The sequence below is a fragment of the Desulfosalsimonas propionicica genome, from assembly GCF_013761005.1.
GTDB classification, from domain to species: domain Bacteria; phylum Desulfobacterota; class Desulfobacteria; order Desulfobacterales; family Desulfosalsimonadaceae; genus Desulfosalsimonas; species Desulfosalsimonas propionicica.
Window position 1 is genome coordinate 1 of record NZ_JACDUS010000015.1, and the last position, 21,591, is coordinate 21,591.

The 21,591-nt window shown below is 47.3% G+C and carries 18 protein-coding genes; all 18 read right to left on the bottom strand.

Annotation, left to right across the window (positions count from 1 at the left end):
- Positions 1 to 254: 254 nt before the first annotated feature.
- The 18 genes from HNR65_RS16400 to HNR65_RS16485 all read right to left on the bottom strand — a co-directional run bounded on the left by HNR65_RS16400 (position 255) and on the right by HNR65_RS16485 (position 21,510).
- On the bottom strand, positions 255 to 1,337 hold the full coding sequence (locus tag HNR65_RS16400) for a sugar-transfer associated ATP-grasp domain-containing protein (protein ID WP_181552616.1): 1,083 nt from the start codon (positions 1,335 to 1,337) through the stop codon (positions 255 to 257).
- A gap of 168 nt (positions 1,338 to 1,505) precedes the next feature.
- A complete protein-coding gene (locus HNR65_RS16405; protein ID WP_181552617.1) occupies positions 1,506 to 2,885 on the bottom strand; it encodes a phenylacetate--CoA ligase family protein in 1,380 nt (459 codons plus the stop codon).
- Between the two features lie 70 nt (positions 2,886 to 2,955).
- Complete coding sequence (locus HNR65_RS16410) at positions 2,956 to 4,092, bottom strand: sugar-transfer associated ATP-grasp domain-containing protein (protein ID WP_181552618.1); 1,137 nt, start codon at positions 4,090 to 4,092, stop codon at positions 2,956 to 2,958.
- Positions 4,093 to 4,131: 39 nt separating this feature from the next.
- Positions 4,132 to 5,223 carry a glycosyltransferase family protein gene (locus tag HNR65_RS16415; RefSeq protein ID WP_181552619.1) on the bottom strand — a complete coding sequence of 364 codons (1,092 nt, stop codon included), beginning with the start codon at positions 5,221 to 5,223 and terminating at the stop codon, positions 4,132 to 4,134.
- Complete coding sequence (locus HNR65_RS16420; protein WP_181552620.1) at positions 5,207 to 6,340, bottom strand: glycosyltransferase; 1,134 nt, start codon at positions 6,338 to 6,340, stop codon at positions 5,207 to 5,209. Before HNR65_RS16420 ends, HNR65_RS16415 begins: the two co-directional genes overlap by 17 nt.
- Positions 6,337 to 7,539 (bottom strand): carboxylate--amine ligase, encoded by a 1,203-nt coding sequence (locus HNR65_RS16425; protein WP_220128424.1) that lies wholly within the window; start codon positions 7,537 to 7,539, stop codon positions 6,337 to 6,339. Before HNR65_RS16425 ends, HNR65_RS16420 begins: the two co-directional genes overlap by 4 nt.
- Position 7,540: 1 nt before the next feature.
- Positions 7,541 to 8,440 carry a polysaccharide deacetylase family protein gene (locus HNR65_RS16430; RefSeq protein ID WP_232364818.1) on the bottom strand — a complete coding sequence of 300 codons (900 nt, stop codon included), beginning with the start codon at positions 8,438 to 8,440 and terminating at the stop codon, positions 7,541 to 7,543.
- A 104-nt stretch (positions 8,441 to 8,544) separates the two neighbouring features.
- Positions 8,545 to 9,534: a glycosyltransferase family 4 protein gene (locus HNR65_RS16435; RefSeq protein ID WP_181552622.1), complete on the bottom strand. Its 990-nt coding sequence runs from the start codon at positions 9,532 to 9,534 to the stop codon at positions 8,545 to 8,547.
- Positions 9,535 to 9,838: 304 nt separating this feature from the next.
- A complete protein-coding gene (locus HNR65_RS16440) occupies positions 9,839 to 10,684 on the bottom strand; it encodes a sulfotransferase family protein (protein WP_181552623.1) in 846 nt (281 codons plus the stop codon).
- A gap of 88 nt (positions 10,685 to 10,772) precedes the next feature.
- The gene (locus tag HNR65_RS16445; protein ID WP_181552624.1) at positions 10,773 to 11,663 is read right to left on the bottom strand and encodes a glycosyltransferase family 2 protein; all 891 of its coding nucleotides are present in this window, start codon (positions 11,661 to 11,663) and stop codon (positions 10,773 to 10,775) included.
- 219 nt (positions 11,664 to 11,882) lie between these two features.
- Complete coding sequence (locus tag HNR65_RS16450) at positions 11,883 to 12,653, bottom strand: sulfotransferase family protein (RefSeq protein WP_181552625.1); 771 nt, start codon at positions 12,651 to 12,653, stop codon at positions 11,883 to 11,885.
- A gap of 2 nt (positions 12,654 to 12,655) precedes the next feature.
- A complete protein-coding gene (locus HNR65_RS16455) occupies positions 12,656 to 14,464 on the bottom strand; it encodes an ABC transporter ATP-binding protein (protein WP_181552626.1) in 1,809 nt (602 codons plus the stop codon).
- 7 nt (positions 14,465 to 14,471) lie between these two features.
- Positions 14,472 to 15,617 carry a glycosyltransferase family 4 protein gene (locus tag HNR65_RS16460; RefSeq protein ID WP_181552627.1) on the bottom strand — a complete coding sequence of 382 codons (1,146 nt, stop codon included), beginning with the start codon at positions 15,615 to 15,617 and terminating at the stop codon, positions 14,472 to 14,474.
- The gene (locus HNR65_RS16465; protein WP_181552628.1) at positions 15,614 to 16,381 is read right to left on the bottom strand and encodes a sulfotransferase family 2 domain-containing protein; all 768 of its coding nucleotides are present in this window, start codon (positions 16,379 to 16,381) and stop codon (positions 15,614 to 15,616) included. Before HNR65_RS16465 ends, HNR65_RS16460 begins: the two co-directional genes overlap by 4 nt.
- Positions 16,382 to 16,389: 8 nt before the next feature.
- Entirely contained in the window at positions 16,390 to 17,229 is an 840-nt protein-coding gene (locus HNR65_RS16470; RefSeq protein WP_181552629.1) for a hypothetical protein, read from the bottom strand.
- 27 nt (positions 17,230 to 17,256) lie between these two features.
- Positions 17,257 to 18,567 carry an O-antigen ligase family protein gene (locus HNR65_RS16475; RefSeq protein WP_181552630.1) on the bottom strand — a complete coding sequence of 437 codons (1,311 nt, stop codon included), beginning with the start codon at positions 18,565 to 18,567 and terminating at the stop codon, positions 17,257 to 17,259.
- Entirely contained in the window at positions 18,564 to 20,228 is a 1,665-nt protein-coding gene (locus tag HNR65_RS16480) for an arsenate reductase/protein-tyrosine-phosphatase family protein (protein WP_181552631.1), read from the bottom strand. The genes HNR65_RS16475 and HNR65_RS16480 overlap by 4 nt, the downstream gene beginning before the upstream one ends.
- 25 nt (positions 20,229 to 20,253) lie before the next feature.
- The gene (locus HNR65_RS16485; protein WP_181552632.1) at positions 20,254 to 21,510 is read right to left on the bottom strand and encodes a glycosyltransferase family 2 protein; all 1,257 of its coding nucleotides are present in this window, start codon (positions 21,508 to 21,510) and stop codon (positions 20,254 to 20,256) included.
- Positions 21,511 to 21,591 lie beyond the last annotated feature (81 nt).

Below are 21,591 nucleotides of genomic sequence, written 5' to 3' on the forward strand. Positions count from 1 at the left end.
TTGAAGGTGTAGTGCCGAATATGCTTGGATTTATATTTTGTACTATAGCATACTAATATAATAAAATCAAATATTTATTTTTATTCAGGAGTCCCCATATTATCTCGTTATTGTTCAAAGTTTCCTGGACAATTTTTACTTTGGCTGCTTTATCCATCTTTGAACAAATCATTTTCTTTTTCACTATTTTCATGGTCCTCTCAGCAAAATCCTTTCGGGTTGTCCTTCATGGACAAAAGGCATTGGAGTATGACCTATCCCTTTATTTTATAACGGTTGCAATTAGGATACATGGCAGTTTTATCCCACCGTTGCCACCATCTGTGCCTCTTTAATTTTCCTGCAATATCGGGTGGTATCAACGGTGGTTGGCCGAATAATTGCCAATAAAGACAATCGTAAAAAATATTTCCTTCAATAATCATCGGTCCATGTTTCGAAAATCCGATGTCCCAGCCAACCGTGCCCATAAAAGAGAACTTCTCAGAGGCTTTTAATGCCAATGCAATTGCTTCGTGGTACTGGGGAACTTGGAAACCAATGAGTTCTGCCTTTGTTATCGGATGCCTGCTAATTTCTTTGCCCGAAGCCCAATCATAGGCGAACCATGATTTGCCACTATCATCAAAACGTAACTGAATTCCACCTGCACCTAAGTTATCTACTTGCCCCTTCTGTCCGACACGTAACCTTGCGCCCAAAAGGTTCCATTCTTTATCCTTTGTTTTTACAGTTATCACCCTCATTGTATTAAGACTGTAGGGGTATAACATAGATACCGAGTCATCCTGATCAATGCGCTCTTCTATCAGATAAGGATGTGGTGACTTTTTCCCAGCCATTATTTGTTCCCACATACCAGAAGAAGAACAAGGTCCTTCAAGGACGCAATGGTTATTGTTTTTAAAATTCAAAACAATAACCCCCCGGCCCCCGCTTCCGTCCAGAGGCTTTAAAACCATGTCCATCTTGTTCTCTTCCAGAAATGTTCTGAATTGCTCGAATGTTTTGATTTGGTAATCTTCCCCAATTGTTGCAAGCAATTTTGGATGAGGAATTCCAAACCCTGAGAGCATGGTTGAAAAAATGTATTTATTGTCGAATAGGGACACAAACCTTACAGAATTGTTTTGATAGGGATAGAAATTAGAACAGCGTTTGCCTAAGTATCGGGATTTTTCTTCCCATGTAATGTCGTTTCGGTAGAATTCATAACGGTAATAATCAATAGGCGATGTATTAATTTTTATTTTATGTCTTATAATATCAAAAATTTGCAAAAACAAGCTTTTAACTTTTGATGCCCGTTTGATTTCCGAAAAAATTGTATCCTTCATATAGGAATCCATATCTTTGCAGAATTATAACCTGAATCCATGGCTTGCAAAATAATCTGATGGATTCGGGCCGATTTTTCTTCCGTCTTGAGCATTTCTGTAATGCAGAATAATAGAGGTTGCTACATGGGTTTACGTAGTCTTGCACTCACTAACACCTCCCCTTGATCATAAAAGGGAAATCACGGAACGCAGTTTGCCGCCTTTTCCCCTTGGAATAGCTGAAACATATTTAATTTGAATTTCCATTGAATTGCCCAACCGTTTTCTTAATTCTTTTAAGACGTCAGCTTCGGTCCTTTTATTATAAAGCTCATCTTTTACTATCCACACTTCCAGTTTATCAATGGATTCCTGAATATACTGCGCCTCCCTGACAGGGAACCCCTTTAGAACCGGACTTAAGCGGCCAATTCGTTTTCCCTCAGGTGTTAGAATCATATCATCAATCCTGCCGACAAGTTTTTCTAAAACAGGAAAAGGACTACCGCAGTTGCAATTCTTTGTTGATAAGACCCCCTTATCCCCTATGCGGTAGCGAATAAGCGGCATCACTTCATTTATATAACCCGTACATACCAGTTCGGCCTCTTCGCCAGGCAGGGCATCACTCCCGTCTTCGCGAAGAAATTCCAGAAAACCATAATCAGAATAAACGTGGTAATTTCCAGACTGGCATTGTCCGATTGAAACACACATTTCCGCCGCCCCATATTGATCAAAGACATGCGCATCAAAAACTGACTCAATAACTGCCCTTTGTTCATCAAACAGGGTTTCTGCAGAGGTCACAATGTTTGAAGTAATCCCCGTTAAATCAATGCAGTTTCTGGCCGCATAATCAGCTATAAAAAATATACTGGAAGGATAGGCATCAATATAATGCGGCTGAAATTCATATAATTTCTTAATATAAAGCGGAATATTTTCATCGCTTAAATGATACGAGGAAAACAATAAATTGTTTTGATAGTAACTGTATCTCCAAAAAGGCTTTTTGGCCTGGCTTGGCGGGACAATTACTCTTCCACCAAGAGTGGCTTTTTTCCCTTTTGGGTCAATGCCGGCATTGATAAGAAACCGATCAAAATATGCGTAATTTTTTTGGCGGGCCCTATCATTGCAGTAAATTTTCAGAGGTGATCCTGTTGTGCCCGTGGTATGGACAACCTGAAGGCGTTTTGCATTGCAGTGCCCATCAACCAATTTTTGAGGATTCTCCCGGAGAACCTGTTTTTCCAGTAAGGGTATTTTTTTAATATCCTCAAAACTTTTTATATCGTTTAAAGATAGATTCTGCTCTTTAAAAAGCTCTCGGTAATATGGCACATTCTTAACTGCTTTTGCTATAGTATGTATCAACATGGACTCGGCGTAGGCCAGCACGGCCTCCCTGCCAACCCTTTCCCGCTGCATTGCCTCATTAAGGGTTGTCTCATAGATACCGCCGTACCTGTTAAATTGAAGCTTGATTCCATACAAAGAGACCAAAAGATTTTGACATGGCGAAGGTACAGCCATGTAAATGTTTTCAAGAAATGACTTCATAAGCACATCGGAAAAATCATCTTAGGAAGGTTTAAAGGTTGCAAATCGCTACGTTTGCTTCAATAGACCCTTATTTTAGAAACGAGTTGTTACCCGATCGAGGAAAAGCTTTGAGCAATGAACGTTGCTTATCGTTATACAATAAACCATAGTCATCAAAAGCTTTCAATACCTTGGAATCTCGTAAAATTGGCCCGCACACCTGCTCCAGGCCAATATTGTCATATTCCGCGTTCAATTCTATGATCGTTGGTCCATTAGCTGTAATTGCAATATCTTGACCAATTATCTTGTTATAAACAAATGTTTTCTGAACCCGATGCGCCAGTTGGACGACCTCCTTCCAAAAAGGTATTTGAAACCCTTCAAAACAGAAACCTGAAATTGGGTGCGCTTCATAAATATGACTTTTCTTATCATGACCATATTTTAAAAATTTCCCTGTGTGTACGTCAATACAAACCTTTATGCCACCTTGACTAGTATTATCAAGGAAAACGTTCTGAACACCGAATCGCATGAAAGCACCTATAATAAGGACCTCTTTTACTTGGGTTAAGAGGGTAACGATTCGAATCGTATTTACAGACTGAGAAATCTGCCGAAGCTTTGGATGTTGTTGTATGTATTGCTGCACCACGGACAGAGCAGGCAAGGAAAACTGGTTGAGTGGCAGCTCTTTATTATCATTGCCTTTTAGATAGATACTGCCTTTCCGATAGTATCCAATATGGATATTCTTTCCACCGCGGCCTGATAATGGTTTTATGATCACTTTTTGGCTTTTCATCTCCGGAGCGGCGAATAAATTGGAAAGGAAGGTCTTGAATTCGCTTGGTTGAACAAGGTTATATTGCAGAGGCACTGGCAGATTATTGGCAACGCAAAGCTGGTAGCAGATGTTTTTATCATCAAAGATTATTCTATATTTTATGGGGAAGACCTCTTTTCTCAGGCGGCTTCGTTGCAGCGCATCATAAACAGATCCGTAATAATACTTCCACTCGCTTCGCCTCTTTTCCCATAAACGGCATAAAGAATAATTTTCAGGAAAAAATTTCAGACGAAAAAAGATATAGAATAGATCGTATATTGCTTGCAAACGCCCGACTTCACATGCCTTCCAGTTAATATAAAAAAAGTAGCAATGAGGAAGGGCAAGGAAGCGTAAACAACGTCTTACAAAAGCCGGGGATTCGGAAAGCATTATCATTAATACCTTTTCATGATATAAGAATTTCTAATCCTAACTTCCTATATCTCTTAGTGAGGCCTCAAAACTTTGGTACATTTTACCCCAATTCCTTTCAATCTCTCTTTTCATTTGAATTGTGTTTTTCGTGTATTTATTGACATCATTTGCTGTTTTTTGAATTTTTCGTCGGATATCTTCTGCGGAATTATCAGCGAAAAGTGCCTCACTGAAATACGTTTTGAGGACGGATTTGTCAGATGTAATCAGCGGCTTTTCAGCTGCCACGCTTTCATAGCACCCGCAGAGCATACAATAGTCGGATGTTGTCAAAACCATGACAGCGTCAACGGAAAAAAGCATGTTCACGAAAGCCTGCTCAGAGATGAAACCCGTAAGATGAACATTTAAAGGGATTTTATTTTTCAAGTTTGGGTCAAATTTTTTATAGTTGCCTGTAACATAGAGACATATCTCTTTGTCGATTTGCTGCATTGCCTCAAGAACGGCCAATACTGGCTCATCCAGGCCAAAGGAGGATATCAACAAGATATTGAATTTACCTTTCAACTCATATGCTTCCGTCGGAGAAAGAATAGGCAGTTTGTCAGGAAGGACAACAGGCCGACCCTTTGCCTTTTTAACAAGACCTGCAAGAAAATTATTTGTTACAATGGTTATGTTCGCATACCTTAGCGTAAAATAATGCAGTCGCATAAATAACCAAATCCTGGGCGAACCGGTATGGGGCTTATTCAGCCTGAAGTTCGTATGCCTGTCAACCACAACCCGGGTGTCAGAGATCAATCCATATATGCAGGCCATTGCCGCAAGAATCATGGAAGGATTTTGAACAAACAGAAAATGCGGCTTTTCTTTAAACAGGGTATATAGAGTTTTAGCAATACACACAGGGTAACGGGATCTACCTTCGACATCAAAAATATAAAGTTTTGCCCCAACCGTTCGAGCCAGCTCGATTGATCTTCGTTGCCTTTCCCAGGCAATCCAAATTCGCTTTTTATTTCGTTGCATTTTCTCAGTCATCTGCATTTGATCCGTGCGACCAGGTTGCCTAATTTGAAATGTTTGCCCTTCGCCGCGCAGCCAGTATATCAGTTCCAGTTTTTTACCAAGTGCCGGCATAATCCGTTTTTCCTTCGGATATCTCCTTTTGCGGCCCATGGCAGAGCCTGTATTGTTCAACCATGGCCCTCAGGCTGAACTTTTCCTCGACTTCTGCAAAGGCTGTATTTTTTAAGGAATTCCCAAGATCGGCTTTCTCGAATATGCGCATAATGCCCCCGGCAATATCTTCAGGGCCGGAATCAACGGTTAGCCCGTTTACCCCGTTTTCAACGATTTCCTCCGGACCGCCGCTGCGGGTGACAACAACCGGAACACCGCAGGCCATGGCCTCAATGGTTGAAATTGAAAACCCCTCTGAAACAGACGGCAAAACAAATATGTCCAGGTTGTTTAACACCGCAGGCGGATTCTCCCGGAAGCCTATGAAGTAAAAGATCCCTTCCAGGCCCAGCTCACGTCTCAGCTCCAGCAGGGAATCGTATAAGGCGCCTGAGCCCTGACCGGCCACAACAAACCGGCATTCGGGATGCCTGGAATGAATAATGCGGGCCGCCCTTAGAAAATTGTCATATCCCTTTGCAGGCCGGATGTTTCCCACGGCCCCGATCAGGACATTTTCAGGACCGAGACCGAGTTCTTTCCTGATGCTGTCGTCTTTGCGGGGATAAAAAACATCCGTGTCCACCCCGTTATAAATGGTTGTCGCCTTTGCCCCGGACAAACCGTATTGACTTATGTAATGCTGCCTTAGGCGGTCCGAGACAAACACGATTTTTTTTGATCCGGAATTAATGATCCGCGCTTTTACAGGCAAGAACCGCTCGCCCTTGTTGGTGTCCACAAACCCGTGAAACACCGATATTACCGGGACCCTGCAGATCAGCCCGGCAAGGGAGCTGTAAAGGTTTGATCCGAAAAGATGGGATTGGACGACATCGACCCGGTATCTGCGGATTATTTTCACAAGATCGGCAAGGTAGGAAACATTAAAGCCGCCCCTGGAGTCTACAAACACCGGCTCGATGCCGTTTTTCCGAAGCGTGTCACACACCCACCCCGGCCCCCTTATGGCCACAACAGGGTTGTCTCCGGGCAGGCTTTTCACCAGGTTGATAAAAACCGTTTCCGCCCCGCCCGGGCCGGTGGTGTCTATGGTGTGGAGCACCGTGGTCATTTTATAATCGATCCTGCGTAATCCTTTATTTCATGCAGAAACGGCCGAAGATCTTTTTTATCAAAAACGTCAAAAGAGCAGTTTTTCTCCCGGATTTTCAAAAAATCCCTTATCGCCCCGAGCCTTGAAGGTGCATCCGGCGGCAGGTTAAGAGAACGGCTGTCGTTTTTCAAACGTATGACAAGGTGATCAAGGGTGCCCAGAATCCACTTCAACTTGTGCCCGACCTTGTAGCTGCCGGGCTGAACCCCGGAATTTTTCCCAAGGATTTTATCTGCCAGCAGGGCCGGGAAATCCACCCCGCAGGCAATAGCCAATTGAAGAGTCCCCCAGAACCGGCCGTTTATTTCCATTAGGCGGGGTTTTCCGTCGCGGATGTCGCGCTTGAACTCCACCATGGCAACACCCTGCCATTTAACTTCTGACAAAAGCCTGCCTGCATATTCAACCATTTCGGGATCAAGGACAACGCTTTCGGAGACCACGCTAACACCTCCGGAGGGGGGTTTTTCCCTGACACGGCGATGCGAAAAAAGTGCCAGATGCCGGTCTTTGTCATAAAGCGTAAACAGGCCTGTGCCGGGGCCTGTAATTTTCTCCTGGATCATGGAGGGGTACTGTAGAATCCGGCTTGAAGAATAAATGCTTTCCAGCTCTAAAGGAGAGCCGGCATACCGCACCCCCCCTGAAATCACTTCCCCGTTTTCTGCAACAACCGATCTTGCCGGCTTTACGACCACCGGGTAGCTTTTTATTTTTTGAATCTCCCGGGCAAGATCCTGGGCTCCTGACAGGTAAAAAGTTTTTGGCACAGCCACGCCCCAGGTTTCAGCCAGCCGGAAAAGGGCTGCCTTGTCTGCCACTTTTGCTGTTTTTTCCGCAGGCGGGCAGGCAAGGGTGGTTTTTGCCGGAAATTTTTCCCGAACCCGGTTGAGTAGGGTCACGGACAGATCGGTCATGGGAAAAACAATATCTATGTTTTCTCTTGTTACAATATTGAGTACGGCGTCATTGCACCCTACTGGATCTTTTGCAGGATCGGGTACCCGGTATGCCCGGCTGGACAATTTTGAAACCGATGCCAGACAGGGGATGTTTTTTCCTGCAACCACAACGCGATAACCCCTGTTGCCAAGAGAACGTACTGCTGCAAGGGAGGAGCGGTTTTCACCGTCTGTTATCAGAACGCTTACCTGCAAACTAAAATCCCTTGAGAAAGATTCTGCCAAGAAAAAGGGGGATTGTCCTAACGACATCCTCATGCATGCCGATCCTGGGAATTTCAAGCAGGTCGGTCTGTTTTGTCAGCCACCCCTTTTTCGTGGTCACCGCGCCCCTGATCCCGTGTTTTTCAAGAAGGGCCTTTATTTCCGGGTTGTAATTTCCGTTGGGATAAGCAAACAGGTCCGGACGCACCCCAAGATGCTCCTTTATGTCCCTGCATGACTGCATGATTTCCTGTTCGGCCTTTTCTTTTGGAACCCGGTCAAGGATCACGTGATCTGCCGTATGCCCCCCGAAGCTGACAAGCCCGCTTTCCTGCATCTGCCCTGCCTCGTCCCAGTTTAAAAGAAGACGCTCTGGCGGAGGGGACTGGCAGATGGTTCTCAGGTATGCAAGCAGTTCTTCTCTTTCCTGTGCCTGCAGAACTTTGAGGGCTGAGATGCATTCATCCAGGATCCGCCCCTCGCCGGCACCTGACAGCCTTTGGATTGTTTTGTCAAGCACATCGCTTTTTTGCCTGGCAGCTTCGCGGATCTCAGGCAGTCGCAAATAATATGCAAACTCCTCCGGCCAAAAAAGACGATTGGTGCCGATGAACCCGGTGGCAAGAAAAATGGTAGCCGGCACCCCGAATTCTTTTAAAACAGGAAAAGCCCGGGTATAGCTGTCACGCCATCCATCGTCAAAAGTTATTGCACAGCACCTCCCCACGCTTTTCCCCTCCCGTATCCTGGAGACAATCTCCCAGAGGGAAAGGACACTGAAACTGTTTTTCAGAAACGCGATATGCCGGCGGAAGGTCTCTGTTCTGACATACATCCCGGGCTGAACAAACACGGTTTCCTGTTCAGGTGCATCCAGGACCCGGTGATACATTAACACGAAAGCATTTTCTTGCCTGAAATACCGGCCCAGCAATCTGAACCCGCCTGTTTTATGGAAAAAAACGGCAGCCTGATTTTTTACTGTAAGTTTAAATGTCATTTATCCGCCGCGGCTGCCTGATTTTTTTTGTCACCGGATCCGGCCACTTTCTTCAGGATTTCAGCCATGCGCGTGCCGATCACATCGGCTGAAAAATTCTGCTCCACGTTTTTGCGGCCGTTTTCCTGGTAAGAGCACCACTCCTCAGGGTGGTCCAGCAGATAGAGCACGGCATCTGATATGGCCCGGGATGATTTTTCAGGAACAAGGATCGAGTCCTGCTTGTGGCTCAGGCACTCGGGGATGCCTCCCACATTGGTTGCAACAGGAATACATCCGATTGCTTGGGCTTCCTGAAGGACGACTCCCTGTGTTTCGGCCCACTTGTCATACCGGTTGCCGAGACTTGCCAGGATGAAAATATGTGCCTTTTTATACATCTCATGCAGTTTATCAGATGGCATGGCTTCATACAGGGTAACATGTCCGGAAAGATTGAGCTTATCAATCAAGGTCTGCATCCAGTTTTTATCCGGCCCCTCCCCGACCATGTAGTAATGCACTTTTACCCCGGCTTGCAGAAGCCTTGCCACAGCCAGAAGCGAATATCCATACCCCTTATCCCTGTGAAACCTGCCTATGCTCAACAAATGGAGCTCTTCTTTTTCACCGGGGCACGTGCGGGGGGCAAAAGCAAACTCTTCAAGAGGAAGGCCCTGGGGCAGTATGGATACCTTGGATTTCTGGCAGCCCAGCTTATTTACCTGATTCATGGCAAACCGGGTATTCACCAACACCCTTGATACCTCTCCATTAACGGCTTCCCGTTTATTTCGCGGTATGGGCGCAAGCCCTCCGGGCAAAAGCCCGTGAAAGGTGTAAACAAAGGGCAGGTCTCTCATCAATGACAAAAGCATGGACTGAAAAGCAAGAGCCTCACCGTGGGCATGGATGATATCCACCCTGTCCAGGTCCTGATTGACCAATCCGAATCTCAAAAGCTTTAAAAATGAAGGCCATCTTTCAATACTATAGTCATTGTGCAATCGCCTGCTGATTTTCCCTGCTTTTACAACAGCCTGAAACAGCTTTACAGGATGAAACAGGCCTGTTTTAAAAAAGGAACGAATAAAAAATGATTTTTTTAAATTAAAATCAATTACAAGCCTGCGCAGTTGAAGCCGGTCTACTTTCCGGTGATAGGCCTGCGGGTTCTTGTTGCCTGAATAAATTTTTATGCCGAAGGAGTGTTTGAGAAGCTGCTCCAGATAGGTGTCTATCCAGGGCTGATTTATGCTTGGAAACCTGCTGGTTACCACGAGTATAACGGGCTGGTGTTCCCCCATATCTTCACGAATCCCCGCCGATTACATTATAGCCATAGCGCAGCAGGGTGTCTTTGGCCACATTGTTTACGGCGTTTATATCTTCAGGTGTTAACCTGCTGATACTGTAAGGATTCAAGTCTTTTATAGGCTCATTGCGTTCGTGTATGGAGACATTCATCAGGTCGTTGAACTTACTGAAAGGCTTTATGCCTATAAAATCAGTTATACGGTTGAGTTCATTGACCGGCTCCCGCACCAAATCCTCATATTTGATAAGCAAGAACCGATTAAGATAAACCGAATCTGATTCAAGCACTTCATAGGTCCTTTTCCATTGATAGGCTGCCATTTCTATCGGCCATCCGTCCCTTAAATGCTTGGGATCAGCCTTGCGTCTTATCCCCTCTGCTACGGCATACCCGTTTCTGATGATGGCTATAAAGCATGCGGGCCGGAAGTGATGATTCAGCCATCTGACCCTAGCGCTGTTGGAAGGGGACTTTTCCAGTAAAACAGGTTTGGACAGATCCAGCCGCATGCCCCATTCTTTTTTTATGCGCACAGGGTCCGGGCCCGTGTTTTTTTCAGTCAGGCGGAAAAGTTCTTCCCTTTGGGTCCACATCCTGGGCAAGCCCATTTCATAGTCCTTTACGAATTGATCTGTAATGAAATGGCCTTCTGTGGGCAGTGCCGAGATACCAGGATGACGGCCCAGCATTTTGGAAAGCAAAGTCGTCCCGGAATTATAGCACCCGACCAGAAACAGCCAGCGCTCTGGTCGAGGCACGGGCGTAAGCGCAACTTTCACCTCCCGGAAAATATTGCCTAAATTTTCTCTTAAGACCTTACGGGATTGGGTGTAATTCAAAAATTTCTCCCTCCTCACAGGAAGTCAAAGGTATACTACCTTAATGGTCAGAATCGCCCTTTTTAAATCGGCCCGATCAGGGTCTTCTTTAGAGAACTTTTTCCTCTATCAGCCAGAACAGCCTTTTTAATCTTCGGTGTTTTGTCGAAATCAAAAAAGGATAAGTAAAAAACGAACGAGCCACAAATTTGGATCCATTAGCTACACGCCCAGAAGCAAATGATTTACGTGCTACCTGAAACCACATCCAGGCTAGATGCTTTCGCCTGAGCTCAGGTTCAGGTATTCGACTGGCAATCAACTTCCTGCATTTTACAATCGTCTCTATGTCCGCATATGGTCTTTTACCTTGATGCGCACGCTTATACATCAAAACTTCCGGTACGGCCCGAATGGGATACTGCCGTATAAGCTTCAGCCAGAAATCATAATCCTGTGCGCGGCGAAGGGCCACATCTAATCCACCGACCTTTTCAAAAGCTTCACGCCGCATGATTTCGTTTGAATGAGATCCCGGCAGGCACATTGAAACAGCGAATTTTTTATACTCGATGATTTCACTGGGAATCATTGCTTTTCCAAAAGGCCTGCCTGAAAGATCCATATACATAGCACCACCGCCAACCGCACCGCACTCGGGAAAGTGCTTAAATACTTCCACCTGCCGTTTTAACTTGTGCGGCAGCCAAACGTCATCAGAGTCCAATATCGCTATAAAATTGCCTTGAGCTATATTAACAGCCAAATTAACCACCGCGGACCTACCTTCATTTATTTCACGCCTAATGTAGGTAATCCTATCAGACCATTGCGACATTATCGCAGCGGTATCGTCTGTTGAACCATCATCCACCACAATTACTTCGAACTCCGGATAGGTCTGTTGCATTACGCTTTCAATTGCGTCAGGGAGCAACTCTGCCCGATTATAAGTGGGTATGATAACAGATACCAGTGGTTGGAAGTGTTCAGGTTCCATAAGGAGTCCTTAAATTGGTGAAAGGGAATTTGGCTAAACGACTACACCTCTTTAGGGGGCATCTTATTGTGCACCCTGAAAAGTTGCTTACGGCCTCTCGGCATTGTTTGACTACATTGCGAAGCACTGTAAAAGATCTCTAATGTTTTCATCGAACGGGGATATTTATTAAAAAAGTGATTTTAAGCTAACTTCCGTCAACGTATAGGAATTTTGGCACTATACCAATGATAAAGTCCTACATTGTTGAAGACATTTATCGAAAGCATTATTTGCTTCCTCTATTGTGTTCTTACTCAATGCAATATTTATATTTTTTTTTGCTTTAGTTATTTTTCCAGTCCTTATTGAATCGGAACTATCTCCGAGGCCTTTAATACCAGTGCTCCAAAGGCTTTCATATTTATCTTTCAAGGGAGAGGATAAGTTCAAAAAATTGGTTAAAGCTTTCAATGTGCTTAAGGAATTTTCAACCAAATGCTCATAGGTAAGAAAACAACAGCGATCACCGCTAAGCCTTGTTGCAAATTCTTCGATTGTTTTGAGACGTTCTTTGTAATATTCTAATGCTTTTGCTTCGGAGCTTGTCTTATCAAGGCCTAAACTCAATATGCTTTTTATACTTCTTTCTGGCTCTCTAACCAATAGAATAACTTTTGTTTTTTTATACTTGGTAAGCCTGCTTGTAAGGCCTTTTTCCTCATGCAAAACTTTGTCCAAAATATAATCTTCTTTGGGTAAGTAACGATTGAATTTTCGAAGGATCTTATAACTAACCGCACCAAAGTCTTTGACTGTCTGATAGTTATGATGAGTTTCACCATAACCCAAAATCATAGGATGATTCGCCAATAAATGGACCAAAAGCGTTGAACCTGATCTCATGTGACCGATAATGAACATCATGCTGATATTCTCTTCAGAAATCTGCCGATTAATAAGAGCTATTAACAAACGTTTTAAGATATTTTTTGGGGTTAACATATCCATTATTAAACCACCTCCGCCATATCCCTGAACCGCCTGCTGTTTTCAATCAGATCCTCATAACTACCTGAAGCCACAAGCTCTCCATGCTCTAGCAGGTAAATGCAGTCACAGGAACGGACGGTGCTGAGCCGGTGGGCGATTATAATAACTGTCTTTCGGCTGCCGAGATTGTGCACAGCCTGCATTACCGCCTGTTCGGTCAGGTTGTCCAGTGCGCTGGTGGCCTCATCGAGAATCAGCACGTCAGGGTCGTGGTAGAGCGCCCGGGCGATGCCGATGCGCTGCCGCTGGCCTCCGGACAGGCGGATGCCGCGTTCGCCCACAAATGTATTGTAGCCCTCGGAGAGTTCTTCCATCACAAATTCATGGAGATTGGCAACCTTTGCAGCCTTCTCCACTGCCTCCATGTTGATTTTTTTTTCAGGTATGCCAAAGGCGATATTCCCGGCTACCGTGTCATCTGAAAGAAAAATATGCTGGGGTACGTAGCCGAGTGAGCGCTGCCAGGAACGAAGCAGATCGTCTGTGAGTTCTTTTCCATCCACTCTGATGCTTCCCTCCTGGGGGCGCAAAAGCCCCAGAATCAGGTCCACGGTGGTGGTTTTGCCCGAGCCGGTGGCCCCGACGAATCCAACCTGCTTGAACGCCGGGATGTTAAGAGAAAGGTTGCTTACAGCCCTGCGCTCTGCACCCGGGTATGCATAAGTGACCTTTTGCAGCTCCAGATCCCCTGTAAGGTGCAGCCTGGAATGGCCGACACTGATTCGCTTTTGTCTGTCATGTGACGGAGTGAGCTGCAATGTGGCAAAATCGTCACAAAGCGCATCCAAAGCCGGCTGTGAAAACCGGATTTTGGATACATTCTGATAGATGTGCTGCAGTGCCGGCATAAGGCGATAGCCGCCGAATGCGTATAAAGCCACAGTGGGCACAGCACCCTGAAAACTGCCATGCACTGCCATCAGGTATAAAAGCGCCAGGAGCATTCCGCCGAAAAGCAGGGCCTGCATGGCAAACGCGGGGAGCTGTCCGATCACGCCGGCGGCGATCTGCCGGGTGGCCAGCATCTGGGCGGGGCCCCTGTATTGCCCGGCAAAAGATTCCTCAAGACCCGCTATCTTGACATCTTTGATACCGCCGAACGCCTCCTGGGCGATGTGGTATCGCCGGAGATTTGCCTGCCTGCGCTCCTGGCCGATTTGCTTCAGGCGGCGGCGCAGAGTCCGTTCTATCAGTATATATCCGCCGCCGAGCAAGCCGGCCATGACAACGGAGAGCATAGGATCAACCGCGATCAAAAGGGCCAGGAGAAAAATTGCAACAAGTACGTTGGCAATGATCTGCATACCCGGAAACAAGGAACCGGTGACTACCTGTTGAACCTCGGAAAGCACCGAAGTGGCAAGGTTGGAAGTGTGCATGTTTAAAAACCATTCATAGGGCTGACGAAGATAGCCGCCAATCAGCCGAGTGCCCCATGCACTGTTACGATTGTGGGAAAACCGGAGCTGTGCCCAGATCCCCAGGGCCTTTAAGGCCAGAGAGGAGATCAGGACGGCAAAAAAGACAAGCCCGAGGAAGAACAGAAAACTTCTTCGGGATTCAAAGTTGAAAAATTCATATATCGCAGCTATGTAAGGATTGGTTTCCACGACCTCCGGGTTGGAGAGCACGGATACAAAGGGCATAATTGAGGCTACGCCTAATGTTTCAACAAATGCCACTATGATCAGCATTGCCAGTACGATGGCCCCTCTGCGGCGCTCGCGTGCATCCAGAAGGGAGTAGATTTTTTTGTAAGTATTAAACATAAATCCTTTATTTTGTGATTTTGCCGCTCTTGTGAGCTATTTTTTCAAAAGCATTCAACAGGGCAAGATGTGATGTTTCCAGTTTATATTTTCCGGCATCCGTGCGCGCTTGAACACCCAGGGCGCTTCGCAGGCTGTCGTCCGACAGGAGCCGGTCTATCATTTCAGAAGCGGCGTTCACATCTTCGGGGGGATAAATCATGCCGTTTTTTCCATGATTTGTCGCCCTGCATACGGATGGATTATCCGGAACCACGACCGGGAGGCCGGCCCGCATATACTCGAGTATGGACAGGGAATAACCCACTTCCCCTTTGGAGGGATGAAAGGCCAGATTTGCTCCCGCAATAAGTGCCGGAATGTCGTCTCTTTTTCCGGCAAAGGTGCAATGATCCTGAACCATCAAATCCTCTGCGGCTTTTTTGAAATCCTCCAGATCCGGGCCGTCTCCGATAAACAGGAAATGAAAGTCCTGCTTTCCCGTGTTCCGCAGCCGTGCAAAACACTTTAAAGCAAAATCCACGCCTTTGTAGCGGTTGGCCCTGGCGGTCATGACAATTATCTTCCGGCTTTCCGGGATGCTAAAAAGCGCGTGCGGGTCTACAGCTCCGGGGGGATGGTCTGCATCCGGCAGTCCGTTTGGCGCGGCAAAGGTTTTTGCCGGCGGCATTCCATTGACCTCGATTAGGCGCTTTCGGACGAAATCCGTGGCACCGACTGCGCCGTCCGCACTCAGCCATGGCAGCCTGTGAATCAGGCGCTTTAAAATCCCTTTGAGTCCCCGGGCCGGGGTCCGCAAACCGGGCGTATGGTCGTGTACCACGATCAGCCGGACTCCGCACAGGCGGTAGAGGATATAGCGCCAGTGCCAGGTCGGCCGGTCTGAAAAGTACACGGCCCATACCCGGTGCCTGCGCAGAAACCGGCACTGCCTTAGCACCTGTCCCGGGTTTGTACCGCTGAAATCCTGCTCCACTGCCTCCAGGGGCGCGTCTGCTACATCCTGCGGCAGTTGGCTGATAACCGGATAAACCAGGATGACCCGTTTAGATGGGCTGTAGTGCTGAGCCAGTACGGTCCAGTAGCTTTCCATTAACCACCACGCGTAGCCCACCCCCGAATCATAATTGGCTACAAGTAGCAATGATTTCATTGGGCAACAAATCTGCGGTTTCTGATTTTCATCCGTTTTTCCAGGCCCTCGAAACCGTAGCCCAGTTTTTCAATATCCTGTCGATAAAGAGCGCGTACCTTGTCAATGGCCTCGGGAGAGTAAATATTCCGGTAGTCACTTCTCCGGGAGGCGTTTACATGATCCAGAGTTGCCTCGATGCCCAAAACCTTCGAAATATGCGCGAAATCATCCGGCAAGGTTTCAAAGTATCCCAGATAATCAAGCATGGGGCGCCCCCTGGGGTCGCAGATGAAATGACTTTGGGGTTTTAGGTGCAAATGGCTGTACAGACGCCGGGCATCCAACCAGTCAAGGACAAATGAGTTAAAATCAGGCAGGTGACTGATGTTTTTTTTATACCATTGCCGGTCCTTGTCGTCCCAGCCGCCTGCCGCCAGATATGAATATGCAGAGTAGAGGCGGTCCCAGGGATTGCGGACAAACGCAAACTTGAAATAACTGTTAAAATCTTTGCGGCCGAAGATAACCCGGTACTGAACAGCCGTATAATGATACGGCAGTTCTCCGAAAAGACTTTTGGCCACAGATGTTCCGGCTGATTTGGTAATATGTATGAATAAACAGCAGTAACGGTCAAAGGCTCTGAGCGAAAAATCTCCCCTGGGCGAAGGGTGCACCTTTTTGCGCAGGGTCCGGATTTCTTCCGGATTCCTGGCTTTATACAGCCAGAAGCGCATTTCATAAGGTATCAGGGCATGATACATCTTCCGCATTGAATCCATGTGCTGCCTCAAATCTCCGGCTGTGTGTAACCATAATTCTCGATTATCACCTTCTCCCGATTTGCCACCAGTTCAACGGTCTCCCGGTCGTAATAATGAGAAGCGGAAAATCGTCTGGATGTATTGATTTTGTTGTTCCTGGCAGAAAAAAGGGCGCATCTGTCCTTGTCAGACACTTCGCATCCGGCCAGAGCAAGTGCTTCCAGCAGATCCTTTTCCAGGCATTCATTGCGGATAACAAAACAGACAAGCCGTTCTTCATCCAGTGCTCTTCGAATCCCCTCCGGCTTTGCCAGGGAGCGGTCCTTGTATAATGCAGTCCGTAACCGGGTGAAAAGCTTCAAACACCTGTAGGTCATAAGGCCGAAACCCATGGAAACCGGGCTGAAACCAAATCCTTCCCCCATGTCAAAGCGCCTGGCGGGATTCAGCATGAGCCGGAGCCAGTTTCGAAAAGCCCCTGCATCATAGGGATCCCCATACACTGAACGCCAGGAAACCACCGGTTTCCTTATATCGTGCCAGAGCTGCAAAGCCCAGCAGGAAGGCGGGAGACGCCGCAGGCCCATTTCACCATGAAGCTGCCTGTTTAAATAGTTAAGATTAACGCGGCGTGTAGTCTGATGGTACGCGCTTCCCTCGCCCCCGCAGCCGTAAGCCCAGAGGGATACATACCATTCCCATGGATTGCGGATGGAGCCTATAATAAACCTGTCCCAAAGCGAGGGAGGTATGCGGTTGTGCTTGCCGACCTTTTCCCCGCCCACAAGCTTTTCCAGCCAACTGCAGATATGGGTGCCCCCGGTTTTGTGAAGTTCTGTAAAGACCAGTTTTTCGGATATGAACATAAACTTGAATGGAAAAATTGATAGGGTTTAACTTAAAGCTTCTCTGCCAACATTTGCCTGCTGCTCAGCTTTCTCTTTCTGCCAAAAGGTATAAATTGCTGTGACAAAAACCAGGTGGATCCACAGGTAAGGATAATATGCCACGGTTACGAACTGGCCCGCCACGAAAAAGCCCAGCAGTGACAGGTTCATTCCTTTGCAGAGGTTTGAAATAAAAGTGTCCCCGGCCTTCTCGGCCTCTTTTCCGATTCTGCGCATACGAAAAAAAGCTGCTGCAATCAAGCCCATATACACCGCAAGGCCTGCAAAACCGGTATCCGTGCCGACCTGGATTATAATGTTGTGGGGCAGTTCCGCCCCTTTTCCCCTTCTGTAAGATAATACAAGATCTTCTGGATAATAGCGGTTATAATACGGTATAAAATTGAAATACCCCACCCCCAGCAAAGGGTGATCCTTCATCATCTGCCAGCCGTTTTCCCAGTATAGAAGCCTCTGGATTGAGGTGCTGTCCTTGCCGATATTTTCGAAACGTTCTTTTTGCTCAGGCGGGAGCAGCTGGAACCCGATAATGGCAATCAGGGCGACTGCAAGCAGCATTTTGAACCGGTGCTTTGTCACCGAAATCAGGGCCAGCACCTGGGCGGCCAGGGCGAGCTGGCCGCCCCGGGTATTGGTGCCAAGGGTGGTAAGAGCAGCGGTTACAGGCATCAGATAAAGGGCATATACCTGCCAGCGCTTTAAGTGCTCCCTGATCCCCTGGATAAAAAACAGCGCAATCGGTGCAAAAACAACCATTTGAATAGCAAGTTCGCCGGGATTTTCGAAAAAACCCTGAGGCCCCCGAATTCCCCAGCTTGCAAACGAAAATCCTCTTTTGGCAAAAACGATTGCACCGTGCTGGGAAAGCTTGAAACTTGCCAGAAAAAAAATCAGAAGCATAATATAAAAGCGCTGCCGCGTGGTGACGGTCTGGGTCAGGACAAAGAAAATCACCACCCAGTTAAATGATTTCATGAAATTTTCCCAGGAAGTCGCCGGCCAATAGGCGGTAAACGAGGACATGGCGATCAGGAACATAAAGGCGCATACGCCCGTGGTGATTTTGGTCCAGACAAACTGCCTTTTGGTGTCAAACAGCCATCCGATAAATGCGAGTATTACAAAAGTGCGCGCCCAGTAGGGATAGGCGTCCAAACCCTCCCATATCGCCTGGGGCCGCACATACTCGAAAAAAAGATACAGACAGGACATCCAGAAGGCAAAGCCTTCTGTTGCAAAAGCCCGCCAGATTTTCCCGGGCCTGAGCTTATAAAGATCGATTGTTGAGACGGTCATTGTTTAAGCTTTGTGCGGGAAATCAATCCCCGGAGGGATTTGTTTATAAGGCCAAAACAGCGTGCAAACTCTTTGGGCTCCAGTCCATAGGGATCATTAATGTTGCATACCACATTCACAGGAAAAGGGGCGAATTCGCGCAAAAGGACGGTTTTGTTTCTATATTCCGGGTACAAGCCGGTTAGGCGCCCAATTTGGTCATACTCCATGGCCACGATCAGGTCGGCATTTTGCAAATTGCAGTTTTCAAGTCTTTTTGAAAGCTGGCCCCTTAAATCAACCCCGAATTTCCCTGCGGCTTCTACAGCCTCCTGGGGGGAAGGTGTCTGCCGGTCAACATCGAGGCCACAGGATTCTACTTTTATCCCGGTCCGGGGGAGCATGTTTTTCAGGGCGTGCTCGGCAAAAACGCTTCTGCAGATGTTTCCCTTGCAGACAAAAACAATATGATCCGCCTTTTTCATTGCATTTCGCTTCCGGGACCATCGGTAACCTGCTGATTGGAGAACATTTTGAAAACCAGTTTTCGATTTCCGCTTAAGCGACCGGGGAAACAGGCTTTTAATTTGCTGGTGCAGTCCTCCATCGAAACCGCAGCCTTCAGACCCTGGTGCGGCATATTCGGTTCGGGCATGTATGGCGGCTGGTCGGGAATAATTGGAAAGGTTTTGGAGAGATTCTGGTTTTTCTGTATATAAATCCATGTTTCCGTCTAATTCTGCCAACGTCAGGCTGTCCCACCCGGCATCATATACATGGTTCAGAAATGTGCTGAGTTTTTCAAAAAACAAAAATTCATCATGGCTGTTTTTTACAAATTGCCCTGAACCGGGCCTCAGGCTGGTTGAATGAAACGTTAGATTTATTAAGGGGTATTGCTTTTCCTCCATTTTTCGGGCAAGCCGGATCATCTCTTTTGCGCTTGCCACTTCCGGCGACAGCCACAGTTTGTTTAACAAACCCAGACTTCCAAGGATGCCAAGTATATGGAGCCTACCGGCAAACGGCTTTTCCAGGGCCTTATGCCTTTGGTTGGCGGCTGCAAAATCGTTCTGCAGAAAACCTATGGTTACAGGGACCTCCAGCAAGGGGCCTTTTTCTTCCTTATATGCCAGGCCGTGGGCGGAAAACCTGAAGATATCCGGAAAAAAATTTGTAAAATCCGGACCATAATGTTTTTCCCAGCTCACGAAAGGGGTTACAGAGCTGTCTACCCGATAGTTGAGATGAAGCAGTGATTTGGCAACCGCCGGGCCGAAGCCGAACCGCCCGGCCCTGAACGAAACCGGGGTTATCCCGAAATTCTTTTGTATGGTCTCGTGATGAAAGCCCAGCTTTGCGTGCACCAGGTTCTCGTCCAGGTTGCAAAGCATGGTGTCGCGCTTTGCCACGGGCTCATTTGGATGAAAAGGCGGTGTGTTCCAGGGATGGCAGTGCATGCCGATTTCGCAACTGCCGCCGGCCAGGATTTCGTTTAGGGCCGCCACTGACTTTGAACTGGAAGCAACCGGGTAGGATATCAGGTAAGTTGGCCTTATGCCGTACTTGTCAAAGAGCTTCTGCAAAGCAGGGAGGCGCTCAATATTTTTAACAGGATTGTCCACGGCGCTGTAGCGCCCCTGGTTGTCCTCTTCTGTATCGATTGTGACGACAAGCTTCATATGGTTTTATGCAGCGGTTTGGGGGTCATCTTTTGGACGGCTCCCAGGTGGTTGCCCTTTTGCCGGCGGCAAATTTAAACCAGGCTATTAAAATGGAGGCGTTCACCGAGGTAAAATAATATGCGATGCCCGAGAGCCGGAGAAATATTTTTTTTAAAGTTTCCAGGGCAGGAAACTTTTCTTTTGCCTGGCTTTGGGAGGCTTGCAAATTTGCTCTTTTTTTGCCTTGGGCCGGTACTGCCTGAAGGCTATAAACAAGTGCTGATGCGTAAAAGACGAGCTGGCCTGCAAAGAAAACGATATACAAGGGCCCGGCGGATAACAGGGCAATGTTTGCCGCAAAGGCAATGATGAGAAAGAACGGCACCAGCCAGCGAAAAAGCTTGTGGCTTATGAGCTGCCAGGCAAACAGGCCGTGCTTCCGTGGATTTAGAAACTCCCGGTTTCGCATGAGCACGGTTATGCCGCGCAGCACTGTTCTGACCTTTCGCTGGAACTCCTTGCGCTCATCTGCAATGTTTTCATAATAGCCCCTGGTCTGCGGGTCTGAAACGCCTTTTAAGCCCATCCGGACAGCATTTAAAACCGTGTTGAAATCGCTCTGCAGATCCGGGGCCCAGTTGCGGCATACGGATTTGCGGGCGGCAAAAAAGGATCCGCTGAGCCCCACGAGCGTGTTGACGCGGGATTCAAGCGCGCGGATAAACATCTCGTATCTGACATAAAGCCCTTCGCCGCTTACGTTTCCGTCCCGGTCGATAAAGCGGTCCTCGCTTGACACACACCCGATATCCGGGTCGTGGAAATTGACAGCGATCCGTCGAAGCGCGTCCGGCTTCAGAATCGTGGCTGCGTCAGAAAAAACCAGGATATCGCCTGCAGCGGCGCGGACCGCATGCATCTGCGCATGTTCCTTGCCCTTTCTTTCAGGGGCCCTGACCAGCCTGAGCCCCTGGTTTGAATACTGCCGCACGATGTCGTCGGTCTGGTCTGTGGAGGCGTCAGAGGCCACGATGATTTCCAGTTTTTCTTTGGGATATATCTGCTCAAGGGCGTTTTCGATTTTCCCGGCCATGCGCTGCTCTTCATTATAGGCGGTGATTATGAATGAGACCTGCGGCAATAAATGGTCTGGTAAGTTCCCTTCTTGGGCCGGCTGAGACGTTTTGCGTTGCCGGGTTTTAAGCAGCCTGCGGCCTGAATCCATTGCCAGCAGGACAAGGGCATAGCCGAAGTACGCATAAAAAATCGCAAATAATGACAACCAGAAAAGAAATTTCATATCGACTCTATTGCAAACCTAAACTGAGCGTTTCAAATTTTTAAAGATTTTGTTTTTTTATTACTTTAGAGATTTTCAATC